At 63.9% G+C, this 18,512-nt stretch carries 17 protein-coding genes; 7 read left to right on the top strand and 10 right to left on the bottom strand.

What is annotated here, in order from left to right; translation table 11 throughout:
* Positions 1 to 50: 50 nt before the first annotated feature.
* Positions 51 to 1,517: an NAD-dependent succinate-semialdehyde dehydrogenase gene (locus DX923_RS04685; protein ID WP_116113049.1), complete on the bottom strand. Its 1,467-nt coding sequence runs from the start codon at positions 1,515 to 1,517 to the stop codon at positions 51 to 53.
* 184 nt (positions 1,518 to 1,701) lie between these two features.
* Here DX923_RS04685 and DX923_RS04680 point away from each other — a divergent pair, with 184 nt between their 5' ends.
* Positions 1,702 to 1,881 (top strand): hypothetical protein, encoded by a 180-nt coding sequence (locus DX923_RS04680; protein WP_162872778.1) that lies wholly within the window; start codon positions 1,702 to 1,704, stop codon positions 1,879 to 1,881.
* A gap of 75 nt (positions 1,882 to 1,956) precedes the next feature.
* On the opposite strand, the gene DX923_RS04675 is transcribed toward DX923_RS04680, so the two are convergent.
* The 7 genes from DX923_RS04675 to DX923_RS04645 all read right to left on the bottom strand — a co-directional run bounded on the left by DX923_RS04675 (position 1,957) and on the right by DX923_RS04645 (position 9,356).
* Positions 1,957 to 2,793, bottom strand: coding sequence for an ABC transporter permease (locus tag DX923_RS04675; RefSeq protein ID WP_116113047.1), 837 nt, complete (start codon positions 2,791 to 2,793; stop codon positions 1,957 to 1,959).
* Positions 2,790 to 3,602 (bottom strand): ABC transporter permease, encoded by an 813-nt coding sequence (locus DX923_RS04670; protein WP_240322742.1) that lies wholly within the window; start codon positions 3,600 to 3,602, stop codon positions 2,790 to 2,792. Before DX923_RS04670 ends, DX923_RS04675 begins: the two co-directional genes overlap by 4 nt.
* A 38-nt stretch (positions 3,603 to 3,640) precedes the next feature.
* Positions 3,641 to 4,831, bottom strand: coding sequence for an ABC transporter ATP-binding protein (locus DX923_RS04665; RefSeq protein WP_116113044.1), 1,191 nt, complete (start codon positions 4,829 to 4,831; stop codon positions 3,641 to 3,643).
* Positions 4,831 to 6,123 carry a polyamine ABC transporter substrate-binding protein gene (locus tag DX923_RS04660; RefSeq protein ID WP_116113042.1) on the bottom strand — a complete coding sequence of 431 codons (1,293 nt, stop codon included), beginning with the start codon at positions 6,121 to 6,123 and terminating at the stop codon, positions 4,831 to 4,833. Before DX923_RS04660 ends, DX923_RS04665 begins: the two co-directional genes overlap by 1 nt.
* A 60-nt stretch (positions 6,124 to 6,183) precedes the next feature.
* Positions 6,184 to 6,921 carry a hypothetical protein gene (locus DX923_RS04655; protein ID WP_116113041.1) on the bottom strand — a complete coding sequence of 246 codons (738 nt, stop codon included), beginning with the start codon at positions 6,919 to 6,921 and terminating at the stop codon, positions 6,184 to 6,186.
* The gene (locus DX923_RS04650) at positions 6,918 to 7,289 is read right to left on the bottom strand and encodes a PadR family transcriptional regulator (RefSeq protein WP_116113039.1); all 372 of its coding nucleotides are present in this window, start codon (positions 7,287 to 7,289) and stop codon (positions 6,918 to 6,920) included. Before DX923_RS04650 ends, DX923_RS04655 begins: the two co-directional genes overlap by 4 nt.
* Positions 7,290 to 7,439: 150 nt before the next feature.
* The gene (locus DX923_RS04645; protein WP_116113038.1) at positions 7,440 to 9,356 is read right to left on the bottom strand and encodes a propionyl-CoA synthetase; all 1,917 of its coding nucleotides are present in this window, start codon (positions 9,354 to 9,356) and stop codon (positions 7,440 to 7,442) included.
* Positions 9,357 to 10,210: 854 nt separating this feature from the next.
* On the opposite strand from DX923_RS04645, the gene DX923_RS04640 reads away from it, so the two are divergent.
* The 5 genes from DX923_RS04640 (at position 10,211) to rbsK (ending at position 15,362) form a co-directional block, all read left to right on the top strand.
* The gene (locus DX923_RS04640) at positions 10,211 to 10,777 is read left to right on the top strand and encodes a hypothetical protein (RefSeq protein WP_116113036.1); all 567 of its coding nucleotides are present in this window, start codon (positions 10,211 to 10,213) and stop codon (positions 10,775 to 10,777) included.
* Between the two features lie 97 nt (positions 10,778 to 10,874).
* Positions 10,875 to 11,816: a sugar-binding transcriptional regulator gene (locus DX923_RS04635; protein WP_116113034.1), complete on the top strand. Its 942-nt coding sequence runs from the start codon at positions 10,875 to 10,877 to the stop codon at positions 11,814 to 11,816.
* Between the two features lie 243 nt (positions 11,817 to 12,059).
* On the top strand, positions 12,060 to 13,388 hold the full coding sequence (gene fucP / locus DX923_RS04630) for an L-fucose:H+ symporter permease (RefSeq protein ID WP_240322741.1): 1,329 nt from the start codon (positions 12,060 to 12,062) through the stop codon (positions 13,386 to 13,388).
* Positions 13,385 to 14,446 carry an aldose 1-epimerase family protein gene (locus tag DX923_RS04625; RefSeq protein ID WP_116113032.1) on the top strand — a complete coding sequence of 354 codons (1,062 nt, stop codon included), beginning with the start codon at positions 13,385 to 13,387 and terminating at the stop codon, positions 14,444 to 14,446. The genes fucP and DX923_RS04625 overlap by 4 nt, the downstream gene beginning before the upstream one ends.
* 10 nt (positions 14,447 to 14,456) lie before the next feature.
* On the top strand, positions 14,457 to 15,362 hold the full coding sequence (rbsK, locus tag DX923_RS04620) for a ribokinase (RefSeq protein WP_116113031.1): 906 nt from the start codon (positions 14,457 to 14,459) through the stop codon (positions 15,360 to 15,362).
* 59 nt (positions 15,363 to 15,421) lie between these two features.
* Here the strand turns inward: rbsK and rlmN are convergent, their stop codons facing one another.
* Positions 15,422 to 16,627, bottom strand: coding sequence for a 23S rRNA (adenine(2503)-C(2))-methyltransferase RlmN (gene rlmN / locus DX923_RS04615; protein WP_116113029.1), 1,206 nt, complete (start codon positions 16,625 to 16,627; stop codon positions 15,422 to 15,424).
* Between the two features lie 138 nt (positions 16,628 to 16,765).
* On the opposite strand from rlmN, the gene DX923_RS04610 reads away from it, so the two are divergent.
* On the top strand, positions 16,766 to 17,620 hold the full coding sequence (locus DX923_RS04610) for a hypothetical protein (RefSeq protein ID WP_116113027.1): 855 nt from the start codon (positions 16,766 to 16,768) through the stop codon (positions 17,618 to 17,620).
* Between the two features lie 27 nt (positions 17,621 to 17,647).
* Here DX923_RS04610 and DX923_RS04605 read toward each other — a convergent pair whose 3' ends face one another.
* A complete protein-coding gene (locus DX923_RS04605; protein ID WP_116113026.1) occupies positions 17,648 to 18,484 on the bottom strand; it encodes a phosphatidate cytidylyltransferase in 837 nt (278 codons plus the stop codon).
* Between the last annotated feature and the right edge of the window lie 28 nt (positions 18,485 to 18,512).

Raw genomic sequence — 18,512 nt, 5'->3', positions numbered from 1 at the left:
CATCGACAGGTCGTTCAGCTGGTGTCCTGGACGGAAACCGGCCAGATGTCTCACAACGAGATCCCCAGATAAGTCGTCTCGAGGAACTCTTCAATGCCTTCGGCCCCGCCTTCACGCCCCAGCCCAGACTGTTTCACCCCGCCGAAGGGCGCTGCAGGATTGGAGACCACGCCCGAGTTCACTCCGACCATGCCATATTCCAAGGCTTCTCCCATGCGCAGAGCTCTCGTGAGATTCGTGGTGAAGACGTAGCTCATCAGCCCGTAGTCGGAGTCGTTCGCCAAACGGACGGCCTCTTCCTCGGTGTCGAAGGGCACCAGGGGAGCTACTGGGCCGAAGATCTCCTCACGACACAACTTCGCGCCGGAAGGCACTCCGACGAGAACTGTCGGAGGGTAGAAATGTCCTGGCCCGGACAGCGGCTCTCCCCCGCAGAGCACTCGGGCACCGTGCGCGAGCGCATCTTGGACGAGCCCGTGGACCCGGTTCAGCGCGACGGCGTCGATGAGCGGTCCGACCTGGGTGCCCTCAGCGCTCCCCGGGCCCACTGTCAGCGCAGACATCCGCTGGCTCAAGCGGTCCGCGAAGTCGTCGATCACCGACCGGTGCACGTAGAGCCGGTTGGCCGCAGTGCAGGCTTCCCCGATGTTACGCATCTTCGCCAACAGCGTCTGTTCGACTGCCTGATCAAGATCGGCGTCCTCGAAGACGATCAAGGGCGCATTACCCCCCAGTTCCATGGACACACGCAACACGTTCTGCCCACTCTGCTCGATCAGACACCGTCCGATCTCGGTCGATCCGGTGAAGGTGATCTTGCGCAACCGCGGATCAGCCATCAGCTCCGGAACGATCTGAGCGGTCGAGGAGCTCGGGATGACGTTGACCACACCGGCCGGGACGCCGACGTCATGCAGGATCTGCGCCAGCGCCAGCATGGTCAACGGCGTCTGCGATGCGGGTTTGACGACACAGGTGCATCCTGCGGCGAGTGCCGGGCCGATCTTGCGGGTGCCCATGGCCAGGGGGAAGTTCCAGGGGGTGATCATGAGAGTGGGCCCGACAGCTTTCTTCATGGTCAGCAGGCGGGATCCGCCGGTGGGTGCGGTGGTGTAACTTCCGCGGATCCGGACGGCTTCCTCGGAGAACCAGCGAAAGAATTCGGCCCCATAGGTGACCTCGCCGCGCGCCTCCGCCAGGGGCTTCCCCATCTCCAAGGTCATCAGCGTCGCCAGCAGATCTGCGCGTTCATGGATGAGCTCATAGGCAGAGCGGAGAAGTTCGCTGCGTTCCCGGGCAGGGGTGTATGCCCACTCGGATTGGGCCGCGCAGGCCGCGTCCAGTGCTGATCTCGCGTCTTCGACGGTGGCATCGGCAACCCGCGCCAGGACCCGCCCGTCGGCGGGATCGTCGACGTCGATGGTGGCTCGGCCTGAACCAGGCCGGAAACGCCCTGCGATGTAGAGCTCGGTCGGGCAGGGGGGCAGGGGAACCAGGTTCTGAGCAGCATCCGTCATGACCCCATATTGGTCCTCCGGAGCGCCCTGTGTGCACCTGCCACCGGGGTACGGTGAGCCTTGTGAGGCCTTGGGGAACAGATGTTTCCGATGTTCATCGGTCATCAAGGACCTGAGTATTGCCCCACATATCGAGGCACCGTCCAGGTCGGCTGCCTCTCCCCTCGAAGCAGAAGGACAGGGCATGAGCAGGGATGGACTGAGCATCGGCTACCGCATCGGCTGGCGGCTGAGGAAACTGGCGATGACCTTCTTCGGTCCGGCGCAGCTCAGCAGCGACCAGGACCCGATGGCCAAATTGCATGCCGAGCGAGAGGCCAAGATCGCTGAGGCCAGGACGAAACGGGCTGCCTCCGGTTCCTGAGCCAGCCGGTACCGTCGAGAGATGGACTGGTCGTCGGGTGCAATTGGCTGGTCGTTCTCGGTCAAGGGACGGAGATCAACCAACCCTCCTGCGCTGTCGGCGTAGCCAGCCCACTGCGGCGAAGGCCAACGCCGCAGCCAAGCCCAGAAGAGCAAGCCCGACACCGATCACATTGGCTTGGGCAGGTATCCCCCGTAGAGCGGTGACATAGACGTAGCGGGGGAAGGTCATGGCGTCACCACCGACAAAAGTGGCCAGGACGACGTCGTCCATGCTGATCGCAAAGGCCAGCAGTGCTGCACCGATAATTCCTGGGGCTGCCAGCGGAAGAGTGACGTGGCGGAAGGTCGCGAAGGTTCCCGCGTAGAGATCAGCGGCGGCTTCGACCAGGCGTGGGTCCATGCTCTCCAGCTGGGAACGGACCGCCACCACCACGAAGGACAGCGCCAGCATGACGTGGGCAGCGATGATCGCAGTCTCACCGAGTTGGAGCCCCACGGTGGAGAGTCCCTGAACGAACAAGGTCAGCAGTCCGGCGCCCAGCACGACGTCGGGGGTGGCCATCGGCAACAGGAGCAGGACTTCCAACGGGCCGTGTCCACGCAGTCTGGTACGAACCAGAGCGATCGCCATCAGGGTGCCCAGAACGGTAGCGATGGTCGTGGAGATCAACCCGACTCGCAGACTCGTGGCCAGGGCGTCGCAGATGCCTGCGGCACCGCAGGGGTCGGCCCAGTGAGTCAGTGTCGGTGACCCTTCGGGATTCCAGACGAGGTTGCTGCGATGGTAATCGTTGAAGGAGAAGACAGCGGTGTAGACCACGGGGATGCACAGCAGGACCAGCACATTTCCAGCGGCGATCCAGACTGCGTGATCGCCGATCCAGCCGGTGGCCTTCTTCAGGGTCCTCATGTCAGCTCCCGAGTGCCGAACCGCTTCAGGTAGGCAGTAATGAGGACGAGGACCCCGATGAGCAGGATCATGGAGGTCGCTGCGGCGATCGGATAGCCACCGACGACCCGGAGCATCTGCGATTCAACCGCGTTCCCGGCCATTTTGGTGCTTTCGGTACCGAGAAGCTCTGCATTGACGTAGTCACCCAGCGCAGGGATGAAAGTGAGCAGGACGCCAGCAGTGATACCTGGCGTGGCCAGGGGCAAGGTGACCCGGACGAGGGTCGACAGATGACCTCCGTACAGATCGTGTGCAGCTTCCAGGAGTCGAGGGTCGAGACGTTCGAGAGCAGCGAAGAGAGGAACGATCATGAAAGGTAGGTAGTTGTAGGCCAATCCCGCGACGACGGCCACCGAGGTCTCGGTGAGATGCCCATCCGGGAGCAGCCCGAGCGCCCCCAGTGCTTTGGCCACCGGTGCCTCATCGGACATGACCTGCCGCCATGCCAGGGTCCTGAGCAGGAAAGCCACCAGGAAAGGCGCGAAAGTCAGAACCATGAGCAGGGTGCGCCAACGGCCTGCTCTAAAAGCCAGGACGTAGGCGATGGGTAGGGCCAGCAGGAAGGCCAGGACGGTCGCTGCTCCGGCGTAAAGCACAGAACGCCCCAGATGCCCGGCGAATTGTCCCCAGGCCTCGACATAGTTACCCAGGTTGATGTCTCGGTAGTAGTACCCGGGGTGCCCGGGATAGGCCGACTGCAGACTCACCGAAGCGAGCTGCACGAGCGGAAAGACGAAGAAGACACCCAGCCACGACAAACCTGGCATGAGCAACATCCACCCTGACCACCGCGACCTCAGCTCCCTCACGAGGAGAACTCCGCTGCCGACACGGCGAAGGCGTGACCTGCATCGAAAACCAGATGCACGATGTCACCTGGCGCAAAGCGAGGGGTGACGCCGTCGTTGGCAGCAAGAACCTGCCAGTCGGGCAACCCGTCGATGGCCACCTGATAGGCGGTGCCTGGCCCGGTGAAGGTCGCTGAGGTGACCGTTCCTGGACCGATGAGGTCCAGCCCGTAGGGTGAGGGACGCTCCGTCGCGAGCAATGTCTGGTTCTTCTCCTCTACAGGTTCCACGGGTGCTCCGGGGCGTAGACGTACCCGCTCAGGACGGATCCCGATGAGCAGGTCCGAGTCAGAAGACGCTGCCGTCGCGATCCGGTCGGCAGGAACGCGGACGATCCCCGCCGAGCCGACAGCAAATTCGACAGCTTCCCCCGCTCCCGTACCGATGCCGCCCACTCGGCGTGCCGGAGCCAACAATGCCCGCCCGAGGAAAGTCGCCACGAAAGCGGTCTGTGGCAGCTCGTAGACCTGTTGTGGGCTTCCGTACTGTTCGATCCGTCCTCCGCGCATCACCGCGACCTCGTCGGCCAGCGTCAAGGCTTCCTCCTGGTCGTGGGTGACGTGCAGGAAGGTGGTTCCAAGCCGGTGCTGCAGTTCTTTCAGGCCGTCCTGCATGGCACGGCGCAGCCGCAGGTCGAGTGCGCCCAGGGGTTCGTCCAGCAAGAGCACCGCAGGGTCGTTCACCAGTGCTCGGGCCAGGGCGACGCGTTGTTGTTCACCACCGGAGAGTTCGGCGGGTCGGCGGCGAGCCAATGCTCCGAGCTGCACGAGATCCAGTGCTTGACGTGCCCGCGTCTCGGCGTCCTTGACCTTGCGTCGGCGTGGGCCGAAGGCCACATTTCCCAGAACGTCGAGATGAGGGAAGAGCGCATAGCTCTGGAAGACGGTGTTGATGGGTCGTTCGTGGGGACGCGATCGGGTCAGGTCGTCCTCGCCCAGGAGAATCCGTCCGCTGGTAGGCCGTTCAAAGCCGGCGATCATCCGTAGTGTGGTGGTCTTCCCGCAACCGGAAGGTCCCAGGAGCGCAACATAGCGTCCGGCGCGCACGTCGAGGTCGATGCCGTCGACGGCAAGGGTCCGTTCGTAGGTCTTGGTCAGATGTTCCAGATGGAGGTCGCCGGCGTTCCCGGTGGATGAGGAGATCGACATCAGTTGCCCACCACTTTCGCCCATAGCGCGCTGTATTCGGCGTCTTCGGCAGGGGTCAGCGCTCGGAACTCCCGGGCGTGGGCCTCGATGAAGGGCTGCTCGGGGAAGACCAACGGATTCGCGGCGAGTTCGGGATCGAGTTTCTCCGCAGCAGCCCGGGCTCCTTGGACGGGACAGACATAGCCGACGGCGGCAGCGACCTGGGCCGCCACTGCGGGCGTGTAGTAGTAGTTCAGCAGCTGAGCAGCGGCCCTACGGTGTGGCGAGGTGACCGGGACGACCGCATTGTCGCTCCAGATCATGCCGCCGGAGTCAGGAAGGACGAACTCCCAGTCTTCACTACCGGTCTCCTCGCGCAAGGTGGCGATATCACCGCTCCAGACCATGCCGGCGAGAGCGTTGCCGCTCTTGAGATCCTCGAGATAGGAATTGCCGCGGATCCGGCGCACCTGGCCGTCGGCGATCTCCTTGCGCACCACATCGGCGGCACGTTCGATATCGGTCCGGGCGAATTCTCCTGCGGGGTCGATTCCTTGAGCGAGCATGATCATGCCGAGGGTGTCACGCATCTCGGAGAGCAGAACGACCTTTCCGGCGAGGTCTTTGGACCACAGGTCGTCAACTGATTTCAAGGGTCGTCCGATGCGGCCCTTGTGATAGCCGATCCCCGCGAATCCGGACTGCCAGACGAGGCTGTGACGGCGTCCTGGGTCGAAGCTGACGTCCTTGAGTTTTTCGAGGAGGTTGACCGCATTGGGGATACGGATGAGGTCCAAGGGCGCTACCAGTGCGTTGCGAATGAGTCGGTTGACCATCCAGTCACTGAAGACGACCAGATCGCGACCTGCGTCCTGACCGGCCCGCAGCCGCGGGGAGATCGTGTTGACGTAGGTGTCGTTGTCGTCGATCTCCTCGACGTAGTCGACTTTGATGCCGGTCTGGGCAGTGAACGCGGCCATAGTGGGTGAAGTACCGCCGGGCGCCCGGTCTATGTACTGGGTCCAGTTCGCGAAACGGACGATCTTGTCGGTAGCCGAGGTATCGGGGGGCAGGGTACGGGTGGTCGTGCCGGCCGAGTGCGGGACAGGCGGCGCACAACCTGCGAGACCACCGACTGCAGCGGCACCGACCATTGTGGTAGCACCGGCGAGGAAGCGGCGCCGGGTCATCGCCGAGCGGGAGAACGCGATGAGGGCCCGCACGACCTTCGGGTCGGCGGGCCCGGAAGAAGCCCAGTCGGGGACCGTCCCGTCAGGCGGGTGGATCTCGGAGTTCAAAGGCACGAAGAACATTGTGCCTCCTGTGCGGAGTCACCAGGTCTCACCCGACCTGGCACAGGCCACGGCTCGCGTTCAGATATGCACGCCCCCTTGCATCAGTAGGAAAGCGGCGAGCACCAGGGGTGGCATCCAGACGCCGGCGACCCCGAGCGCCGCTGCGCGTCGACGCTCGCCCATTGCGGTCTCCTGCCCGGGGATGATGACGATGTCGTCGCCGACCTTCATCAGTGATCGGGTCTTCAGCGTTGCGCCCACGATCAGCACGACGTAGCCGAGGACGAGCGCACCTACCGAGGACACCGAAAGCACTTTGGGCCCTTTCCAGAGCAGGAGCCCGACCATGGCCGCTGTCGCGAGGCCGTTGAACACCATGACCGCCACCAGATGGGTGAGAACCCATTCGAGCCGATGGACGACCACTGCGAAGAGGCCGACGAGCAATGCCACCGTGCCGAGGTGCCCGAGGTGCAGGGTCATCGGTTGACCCTGCACCGCGGCCGAGCCGCCCCAGGAGGCAAGAGCACCGCCGAGGACCATGGCCCCACCCCACCACAGGTCGGAGGACTCTACCCGCCTGGCGGCTCGCTGTTGGCCGGGGAAATCGAGGCTCTTCGCGTACTCCTCGGGGGCGCCGAAGGCCTCGCGGGCGTCCTCTCCGGAGGCTTCGCAATGCGCGTTCGCTTCAGCCATCACCTCGCCGATGCGCCTACCCGAGAGTTCACGCAGCCGCAGGGACAGGAGGAGGTCCTCCATCCAGCGGGGATCGACGTGTGGATAGGTCTGGGCGAGGGACTTCCTGCTGCCGATCATCTCCGTGGTCCTTCCTCTATGAAATTCCGGGTGACGTCGGTGAACCGGCGCCAGTGGGCGCGTCGCGAGGTCAGGTGCTCCCGACCGGCGTCGTTCAGGGCGTAGTACTTGCGGCCCGGGCCGGATTCCCCTGCCTGCCATTCGACGTCGACGAGGCCGGCGGCCTCCAACCTCCCGAGCAGCGGGTAGAGCGTGCCGCCCTTGATCTGTCCCAGCCCGGCCTTCTCGAGGTCGGTGGCGATCGCATAGCCGTATGTCGGCGCGGGGGCCAGGGCCGCGAGCACGCATACTTCGAGCGCCCCGCGCATCCACTCGGTCGGCCAGGGGTCGACGGCGCGAGATGGGCTCGCCGTACGGGAGTCGGACATGACTAGATCGTATAGCGATCTAGTCAGGACAACTACCTACTTAAGTCGTCTTCCTCCCTGGCCTGCTCCGGAAACTGCCACCGGCGCACGACAGGGGCGGGTGCGATGTCTGCCCACCACACCCGCCCTTGGTCGGTCCCGCGCCCGGCCCTACTCGCCTGCACCCCGTCCCGGGCGCAGCACCGGGCGCAGGGTGTCGAGCACGCCCACGTCCTCGATCGTGCTCGGCACCTGGGCCTCCTGACCGTCGGCGATCTGACGCATCGTCTTGCGCAGGATCTTGCCCGAGCGGGTCTTGGGCAAGGCGACGACGACGTCGATCAGCTTGAGCGCCGCCACCGCGCCGACCTCGTCGCGCACCCGCTGCACGAGCTCCTGCTTCAACCGCTGTGCGACCTGGGGATCGGTCACCTCGACCCCGGCCTTGAGCACGACGAACGCCCGAGGGACCTGACCCTTCATCTGGTCGGCCACGCCGATCACCGCGCACTCGGCGACCTGCGGGTGACCTGCGAGCGCCGCCTCGATGGAGCCCGTCGACAGCCGGTGTCCCGCCACGTTGAGCACGTCGTCGGTACGGCCCATCACGTAGACATAGCCGTCCGCGTCGAGATAGCCGCCGTCGCCGGTGAGGTAATAGCCCTCGTAGGCCGACAGATAGCTGCTGACATAGCGGTCGTCGTCCTGCCACAGGGTCGGCAGCGTGCCTGGCGGCATCGGCAGCTTGATCGCGATCGACCCTTCGACCCCCGCGGCGACCGGTCGACCCTGGTCGTCGAGGACCTGGACGTCGTACCCGGGAGTGGGCACCGTCGGCGAGCCCGGTTTCACGGGCAGTTCCTCGATCCCGACCGGGTTGGTGGCGATCGGCCATCCTGTCTCGGTCTGCCACCAGTTGTCGATGACGGGGATGCCGAGATAGTCGGCGGCCCAATGGTAGGTGTCCGGGTCGAGCCGCTCACCGGCGAGGAAGAGCCTGCGCAGCGAGCTGATGTCGTACTTGGCCAGTTCGGCTGCTTGCGGATCCTCCTTCTTGATGGCACGGATCGCGGTCGGAGCCGTGAACAGCGCAGCCACCTTGTATTTCTCCACGACCCGCCAGAAGGCACCGGCATCGGGGGTGCCGATCGGTTTGCCCTCGTAGACGACGGTGCTCGCTCCGGTGAGCAGCGGGGCGTAGGCGATATAGGAGTGCCCGACCACCCAGCCCACGTCGCTGGCGGCCCAGAAGACCTCACCTGCGCGGACGCCGTACAGGTTGGGCAGCGACCAGGTCAGCGCGACGGCGTGGCCGCCGTTGTCACGCACAATGCCCTTCGGTCTGCCGGTGGTTCCGGAGGTGTACAGGACGTAGAGCGGGTCGGTCGCGGCGACTTCCACGCACTCGGCGGGCTGGATCGCGTCCGAGGCCATGAGCGCGGTCCAGTCGATGTCGCGTTCGCCCATCTCGGCGGTGAGCTGTTCGCGCTGGAGCATCACCACGTGGTCGGGCTTGTGGCTGCTGCGCTCGATCGCCGCGTCCAGGAAAGGCTTGTAGGGAATCGTCCGGGTCGGCTCGATGCCGCAGCTCGCAGCGACGACGACCTTCGGCGCGGCGTCCTCGATCCGGGCGGCGAGTTCGGCCGGGGCGAAGCCACCGAAGACCACCGAATGGACCGCGCCGAGTCGCGCACAGGCCAGCATGGCGATGACGGCTTCGGGAACCATCGGCATGTAGATGACGACCCGGTCCCCCTTCACCACACCGAGGCTGCGCAGCGCCCCTGCGAACTTGGCGACCTTCTCCAGCGTCTGCGCGTAGGTGTACTGGGTGCCAGTCCCGGTCACCGGACTCTCGTAGTAGACGGCCACCTGCTCACCACGTCCGACGATCACGTGCCGGTCGAGGGCGTTGTAGCAGGTATTGAGGGTGCCGTCGGGGAACCAGCGGTAGAACGGCGGCCGCGAGTCGTCCAGGACCCGCGTCGGTTTCCTGATCCAGTCGACGACCTCGGCGGCCCCGGCCCAGAAGGCTGCGGGGTCGGTCGCGCTGGCCCGGTGGATCTTCGCGTAAGCGCCATTGCTCATGGGAGTCATCCTGGCGTCTGGGGAGCTGTCGGGCCTTGTTGCGCGGCGGGAAATTCCGGCGACTCCCCGCCCTTCGACGGGCGGTTGCCAGTTCGCGGTCGACGGCTGGCTGCTCGTCGCCCAGCGGGAGCAACTTGAGTCCGCTGGTGGCAGCGATCATGGACAGGACCTTGACGCGGATGCCACCCAGGCAGTGATATATCAGGCAGCAAGTCGAATTTCAGCAGAAGCCCTTCTTCTGCAGAGGACGACGTCCGACATCGGACAGGTGGTCTCTGCTGGAAAATGGCCGCGCCGACGCGGGACCCCTACAATCCCGCGTCGGCGCTCCCCTGTGCACGCCGAGGCCCTTCGCGCTCGGCGCCTCACGCTGCCTTTCCCACCTGCCCCCTACAAGCCGGCGGGCGGCACCGTGGCCTCCGGTCGCCATGACGAAGCCGCCACAACGATTGAGCAATCGAGAAACTCGCGGTTCTACGGACAAAACTTGGCCCTGTTCGCCCTTCGCCCTCCCCTGGCCAGGGTCGGCTTCCGGCGTTCCGCACCACCGCATAGATCCTTTGACGCCATTCCAGTCTGACAAATCACAGTCCTCAATCCGGTTACGAAATCGACACAGGACGGATACGACTTCGCATGACTGCTTCGTTTTTCACTCATTGAGCGGCGACTCGCACCCTCCCTGCTCCTCTCGTCCGGCATCGCCCCGACCTGGACGAACGTCCTGCTGCGACGGATACACACCCCCTGCCGTCGACAACAGGTGACGAGTCACCTAATCTCGAGTCGGTGAAACATCACCTCGCGCACAAGCGCCGTGTTTCCACGAAGAATGCCGCCCAGGAGGCCGCCCAATGACTCGTACATCCTTCAATCGATTCCTCGCCCTCACCGGCGTTGGAATCGCCGCACTTCTTCTTGTCGTCGGCGGACTTCTCACCTGGGCCTCGCACTTCGCCAACTCTCAGGTCAGCAGCCAACTGGCAGCACAACGGATCACCATGCCCTCGGGCAAGGCGATCGAAGACCCGAAGATCAAGCCTCATCTTGAAAAGTACGCCGGCACCACCATGGACAGCGGAGACAAGGCCAAAGCCTTCGCCGACCATTACATCCAGGTGCACCTGGACACCGCCGCCAAGGGGAAGACCTACAACGAAGTCAGCGGTGAATTCATGGCGGCATCGAAGGACCCAGCGCGCGCCGACACCGAAGAGACCAAGAAGCTCGGCGAGCTGCGCCAGACCCTCTTCATGGGCGACACCCTGCGCAGCATGCTGCTCACTGCCTATGCATTCGGAACCATGGGTAAAATCGCACAGATCGCCTCGTATGTCTGCTTTGCCGGCGCTGCCGTGATGTTCCTGCTGAGTACGCTGGGACTTCGACGCGCGCGGGCCGCCGGGGACGCCGCGGCCTGAGCAGGACACAGCCGAATTCCGCGCGCCACCAGGACATGGCCGCTCCGAATCGACATGCTGGAGGCCTGCATGTGACGACTCGGAGGGTAGAACAGCCATGACATTGGGCAGCCGGGACGCGCAGTCCATCGACGCAGTACGCCTGTACTACGAGCGAGGCATGAGCCAGGGTGAGGTCGCCCAGACTCTCGGGGTCTCCCGCCCCACGGTCTCCAAGCTCATCCAGTTCGCCAAGGATCAGGGTTACGTCGAGATCGTCATCAATGATCCACGGGAGAGCGCGAATGACCTGGGAGACGCTCTGCGCGCAGAGTACGGGCTGCGCGCAGTGCACGTGGCCTCACCTCCGACCGAGCAGGCCGACATGGTGCGCGAATCACTCGGCCGGACGGGAGCCCGGGTTCTCGGCGACCTGGTTCAGGACGGAGATCTGCTCGGGGTCACCTGGGGGCGCACGCTCTACTCGGTAGCCCGCCACCTGCAGCACAAGGATGTGCGCGGGGTGGAGGTGATCCAGCTGAAGGGCGGCATGAGCCAGAGTTCCCCTGGTTCGCAGGACGTGGAGACCATCCAACTCTTCGCGAAGGCTTTCGACGCCTTCATGCGGTTCCTCCCGTTGCCGGCCATCTTCGACAGTTTGGAGGTCAAACGACTGGTCGAGCAGGAGAGACATATCCGACGGGTGATCGAGCTGGGCCGTGAGGCAAATATCGCGGTCTTCACCGTCGGCGCCGTCTCCGCCGACTCCTTGATCTTCGAGCTGGGCTACCTTTCGGCAGCAGAACAACGCCGGGTGATGAAACACGCTGTCGGCGACATCTGCTCCCGCTTCCTGGATGGCCAAGGAACCGTTTGCGACCCCGAGCTGGACGCGCGCACGGTAGGAATCGGCTTGGAGGAGCTACGGACTAAACAACACCGCCTTCTGGTCGCCGGGGGGCGGGAGCGGGTGGAGGGGGTCCGCGTGGCACTCCGCGCCGGTTATGCCACCGAGCTGGTGACCGATCGTTTCACCGCGACCAGATTGCTCGCGACTTGAGTCGATGATTCTCCTTCCAGGGCACGTGAACTGCTGATTGGAAGAGAGTGGAACAGATGTAAAAAGAGAACCTTTACAAGGGTTCACCTCCGTCGTAGGGTCGGACCGATCCCAACGGAGGTTGAACGCCATGACGACGTCATCGCCCCTCGACCGCTCCCTCCTGGCACCCGACGCCACCAGGCCGCGGTTCGACCACACGGGCCCCAGCACACCGCCCGCCCTCCCCTCACCGGACGGTGCATGATGGCCACCGCACTGCTCCGTGACCACTCGGTACAGCAGGACGACGGGTATCTCGACAAAACCCCTGTCTACCAATACATCCTGCTCTCGATCTGCTTCCCCCTGTGGGGCGTGGCCGCCAGCTTGAACGACATCCTCATCACTCAGTTCAAAACCGTCTTCGAACTGAGTGACTTCGCCTCCGCCTTCGTGCAGAGCGCTTTCTACGGCGGCTACTTCGTCATCGCCATCCCAGCTTCCCGCGTGATCAAGAAGAGCTCCTACAAAGCCGCCATCCTCATCGGCCTGACCTGCTACATCATCGGGTGCACGCTTTTCTTCCCCGCCAGCCATGTCGCCACCTACAGCGTCTTCCTGGTGGCACTCTTCGCCATCGCCGTCGGCCTGAGCTTCCTGGAGACCAGCTGCAACACCTACAGCTCGATGATCGGCCCGCGTAAGTACTCCACCCTCAGGCTGAACATCAGTCAGACCTTCTACCCACTCGGCTCGATCTTCGGCATCCTGCTGGGCAAATACCTGATCTTCACCGACGGCGACCGACTCGGTGACCAGATGGGCGCTCTCACCGACGAAGCCAAACGCCAGTTCGCCGCCGAACTGCTCCAACGCACTTTGCTGCCGTACAAATACATCATCATGGTGTTGGTCGTGATGCTCCTCCTCGTCGCCATCACCCAGTTCCCTGCCTGCAAGCCGAAGAGTGATCCGAACACTCATACTCAGGCCGGAATCGCAGAGACCCTGCGGTATCTGCTCGGTAACACGGCCTTCCTCAAAGGAATCGCCGCACAATTCCTGTACGTCGGCATGCAGACCGCTGTCTGGTCGTTCACCATCCGTCTGGCGCTGACCTTGGACGGGTCGATCAACGAGCGTGCAGCCTCGACCTACATGGTGTGGTCCTTCGTCGCCTTCTTCGTCGGAAAATTCCTTGCCAACCTCTGCATGACGCGCTTCAGCGCCGACAATGTCCTGGTCGGATACTCGGTCCTCGGCTGCGCGACCCTGCTCTACGTCGTGCTCGTGCCCAATATGACCGCGGTCTACGCCTGCGTCCTCGTCAGCGGCCTGTTCGGGCCCTGCTGGGCCACCATCTACGCCCGCACCCTCGACACCATCACCGACAAACGACACACCGAAACCGGTGGAGCCGTCATCGTCATGTCAATCATCGGTGGAGCCGTCATCCCGATCGTGCAGGGCAAGATCTCCGACCTCAGCTCCCTACAGCTGTCCTTCGCCGTCTGCCTGGCCTGCTTCGCCGCCGTAGGCCTCTACTTCATCGATCAGAAGCGCACCGCACGAACGGAGTCACCGGCATGACCACACCCTTCGGAACCACAGTTCATCTGCGCCCCCAGGACTTCGGCGAAACATCCCGCGAGCTCGTCCAGGCCGGTCCCTTCACCGTGACCACCTTCCGCTACTCGACCGGTGTCGCCGGTTTGAAGGTCGTCAGCGACCGGGTCGAGCTGGAGGTCCTCCCCTATCTGGGACAGATGATCTGGGAAGCCCATGTCGACGGAATCGATCTGGGCATGGACGACATGTTCGATGCACCCCGACCAGCAGAAGTCATCGTCGACACCTACGGCTGTTTCTCCTTCCACTCCGGCCTCCTGGCCGGAGGCTGCCCCGCGTCGGAGGACGACCACCCCCTGCACGGCGAGATGGCTTGTGCCCCGATGGACAGCTGCTGGGTGACCATCCACGAGGACACGCTCATCATCGGCGGGCACTACGAATACGTACAAGGGTTCGGCCACCACTACCGTGCCCGTCCCGGAATCGTCCTGACTGCAGGAAGTCCTGTCTTCGACATCACGATGGAGGTGACCAACCTCTCCGCCGGCCAAGCCATGCCATTGCAGTACATGTGCCACATGAACCACGCCTATCTACCTGACGCCGCCTTCGCCCAGTCCATCCCGGACGAGGCCTGGCATCTGCGTGAAAGTGTTCCCGCCCACGTACACCCCACCCCTGCCTGGGAATCCTTCACTGCCGACATCCTGGCCGGGCGTCTGCGATTGGACACCCTCGACAAACCAGACCTGTGCGACCCCGAGATTGTCTACTTCGCCGATGACTTGGCCAGATTCGGCCCCGAGGCATGCTTCGAGTTGCGCTCTCCCGACGGACACACCTTCGTCACCTCCTTCGCCACCGCTGATTTCCCGGTAGCCACTCGGTGGATCCTGCACAACGCCGATCAACGAGTCGCCGCTTTCGTCCTCCCCGGCACCAGCCGACCGGAAGGCCGTGAAGCAGCCCGACGGGCGGGAACACTCATCGAACTCGGTGCAGGGAAAACTCGCTCGTTCACCGTGACCACCGGCCTGTCCTGCCCCCAGGCCTCAGCACAGAACCCTCACAACTAAGGAACCAGGGATGGATATCGCCGTCATCGGGTCGAACATGGTCGACCTGATCTCCTATGTGGACCGCATGCCCCAAACCGGCGAGACGTTACGAGCACCGGACTTCCAAGTGGGCTGCGGTGGGAAAGGCGCCAATCAGGCTGTCGCCGCAGCCAGACTCGGCGCCGAAGTCATGATGGTGACCCGCGTCGGTGACGACCAGTTCGGCCCGAACACCGTCGCCAATCTCGCCGCGAACGGTGTAGACACCACTTTCGTCCTGACCACCACCGGGACCAGCGGAGTCGCTCCTATCTTCGTTGAGCCTGATGGCACCAACCGGATCCTGATCATCCCAGGAGCCAACGACCTACTCACCCCGCAAGACCTAGAAGCAGCCGCTGAAGCCATCTCCGGCTGCCGACTGATCGTCCTGCAGCTTGAGATACCACTGCCCACCGTCTACGCCGCGATCGACCTGGGCTGTCGGCTCGGTATCCCGGTACTGCTCAACCCTGCCCCAGCCACAGCCGACCTGGACGACGAAGCTGTCGCCCGATGTGAGTTCTTCATGCCCAATGAGAGCGAACTCCATCTACTGACCGGGATGCCGGTCGGCACCATCGAGGAGATCACCTCAGCCGCGCGCGTCTTGTCCGACAAGGGATGCCCGCACGTGATCGTCACCCTCGGGGAACGAGGAGCCTTGTGGGTGGCTTCGGAGTCGACCGAGCTGATCGCACCGCGCCGGGTCGACGCCGTCGACTCCACCGGAGCCGGAGATGCCTTCATCGGTTGTTTCGCTGAAGCCTTCGTCCGGACCAGCGACATCAGCTGTGCTCTGCACGAAGCCACTTCCTATGCCGCAGACAGCGTGACCCGCCGTGGCACTCAGTCGTCCTATGCCACCAGGGAAGAGTTCGACGCCACTCGATAAGCCGGACGGGTCGGGAGCCTCAGATCTCCTCGGCAGCTCCCGACCCGAGTCGTCCTTGTTCAGGCTGTTGCCGCAGCGAGCTGCCCGCAAGCACCATCGATATCGCTGCCTCGGGTGTCGCGCACGGTCGTCGGGATCCCGTGTGCTCGGAGTCGCTCGACAAATTGCTGTTCGACTCCCGGACGGGAAGCCGTCCACTTGGAGCCAGGGGTCGGGTTCAACGGGATCGGATTGACATGCACCCACCCTCTGCCCCGGGCTGCGAGCTTCTCCCCGAGGAGGTCTGCCCGCCACGCATGATCGTTGATGTCCCGGATCAGTGCGTACTCGATGGAGACCCGCCGACCGGTCGCCTCGAAGTACCGATATGCAGCGTCCAACGCCTCATCCACCTTGTAGCGCAAGTTGATCGGCACCAGCTCATCACGGAGCTCATCGTCCGGCGCGTGCAAGGACAAGGCCAAGGTGACAGGGAGTCCTTCCCCGGCAAGCCTGTCAATACCCGGGACCAGACCAACCGTGGACATCGTGATGCCCCGAGCCGACATTCCCAATCCATCCGGCGCCGGATCGACGAGCCTGCGGATAGCAGCAACAGCCCTGCGGTAATTGACCAGGGCTTCACCCATACCCATGAACACCACATTGCTGACCCGCAGCGCACTCGCGGTATCGTCCTCGTCCGCCGTCCCCCCGGCCAGTTCTCCCGAACGCAGCATCCGAGCACCGGCGACCACCTGCTCAACCATCTCTGCGGTGGACAGGTTGCGGGTGAATCCTTCCTGACCGGTCGCGCAGAAAGGACAGTTCATTCCGCATCCGGCTTGGCTCGAGATACACATCGTCACGCGTTGGGGGTACCTCATCAACACTGATTCGACCAGAGCACCGTCGTGCAGGCGCCAGACCAGTTTCAAGGTGGCTCCGTTGTCAGCCGACAGGGTCCGTACCGGCGTCATCAGGGATGGCATCAGCGCCGAGATCAATTCTTCGCGGCCCTTCTTGGGCAGATCCGTCATCTCGGCGGGGTCGGTGGCCAGGTGACCGAAGTAGTGAGTGGACAACTGTTTCGCTCGAAAGCCTTGCTGTCCCAGCGCTTTCACAGCGGCAATTCGGCCCGGCATATCGAGATCTGCCAAGTGCGTCGGCGGCATCGGGTTGCCTGGTTCGGAGAAAGTCACCTGCCCGGGACCGGGTCGGCGCTTCTGCAGCTCGACGCGCACCCGCTCGGGAGCCGTCGATGAGCGTGTGTCAGCCTTGGACATGGCGGAGGCATCACGGCGTCCTCGGGGGAGGACATCCGTGTGCGCTGGAGGATGAGCTGGCGATGACATGATGCCCCCAGTCTCTCAGGACACTGGTCAGACATCTATTCTGGCGGCACTGTGGAGAGGGGTACATCGATGGCGTGGCGAAATGCCTTGCGACGGCTGCTAAGCGGAGACTCCGTCCCCGTTCCTGAACCGGTTCCTGGACCCGCTGCCTGCCTGGCCGGTGCTGTCGAATCCTCACCGGAGAGGCCCGCAGCCGAGACCAGGATCACCGAGCCCTCCCCCTTGCTCGCTCAGCTCCCGACCGAGGAGGAACATGCCCATCGTTTCGTCGCGCACGCCCTCGACGTGAGTGTCGAGCAGATCCAAGCCGCGCTACGACTACGCGTGGTCGGGTTGGACAGCCTGCTCACCGTCTCCGGCCTTCCCCATCTACGTGCGGTCATGCCTGCGGTGGTGGAAGTCCTCACTGTAGAACTCGACGGGAGGGTCATCATCCCGACCAGCCACGAGTTAGCCGGTGTAGGAAGCACTGCAGAGATGGTCTCTCTCGGCAAGGAGAACCTTCGCAGCTCACTCGATCAGGAGCTCGAGCAGGAATTGGTCCCGGGTTCCGCTCACACCGGCTTCACCGTAGTGCGGAGGCCGGGCGGGGAATCTGCGGCCAGCCTGGCTCTCGTCCTGTCCTCCGTCGTATCACGGCTCTCCCCCGGGCATGATCCCGCGAGGGGGATCGCCGTGGCGATGCCGGACCAATCCCGTCTGGTCTACCGCGCTTTCGACGGTCCAACGTCCCTCTCGGTATTGACCGACATGAGCCGGTACGCAATCCAATGGCACGAGAACGGTGAAGGCCCGGTCAGCTCCAAGGTCTACTGGGTGCATGGGCCCCAGTACGACCAGTGGGATCAGCTCTCTGGCCAAGAACGGGAGAAGTCCCAGATCGTTATCCCCCCTGCCCTCAGCCTGCTCGTCGGAGACGACTGATCCTCAGTACCCCGGAAAACGTACGGATCAGGCCGACGGGATGATCCAGGACATCATCAGCCAGGCGGCTGGAGCGACGACCAGCAGACTGTCGATCCGGTCCATGATCCCTCCGTGGCCAGGAAGGATCCGTCCCAGATCCTTGATCCCCAGGTCACGCTTGATCATGGACTCCACCAGGTCGCCCAGGGTGGCCAGCCAGACAATCACGAAACCCATCAATGCCCCCGCCCACCAGGGCCCGCCGAGAACGAGCGGAACTGTCACTCCACCGGTCAGCACACAGGCCAACGCCGACCCGGCAAATCCTTCCCAGGACTTCTTCGGGCTGACCGATGGCGCCATCGGGTGCTTTCCTGCCACTACGCCGACCGCATAGCCTCCGATATCGCTGGCGATCGTGACGAGAACGAAGACCACGATCCGCCGGACGCCGTCTGGTTCAGTCAGCATCAACGCGGTGAATGCTGCCTGAAAAGGCGCATACCCCACGACGAAGGCTCCTGCACTCACGTCACGCGCGGCGCCGTCCAGCCCTCTGGCAGCACGCCAGAGAACGATCAGCAGCAGCGTCGCCGCCATGGTGAGCAACAACGCCCCAGCTCCGCCGAGATAGGCCGCAGGCCCCATCGAGACCGTTGCCACCAGGCAAGGTGCTACAGGAAGGTGCACTTTGCTAGCAGCAAATCCTCGACGCAGCTCGAAAATCCCGATGGTGAGTGCCACCGTGTAGAGCAGCACCCACCCCCAGGGGACAAGCACCAAGCTAGCGATAATGAGTGCGCCCAGGCACACTCCGACCCCGATAGCCACAGGCAGATTTCGCCCGGCCTTGGGTGTTTTGACCTGTGACTCCTTGGTCATGGCAGGTAGGGGAGGTGTAGACATTCGC

It is taken from the genome of Austwickia chelonae (assembly GCF_003391095.1).
GTDB classification, from domain to species: domain Bacteria; phylum Actinomycetota; class Actinomycetes; order Actinomycetales; family Dermatophilaceae; genus Austwickia; species Austwickia chelonae_A.
This window is presented reverse-complemented; position numbering and strand designations above follow the sequence as displayed.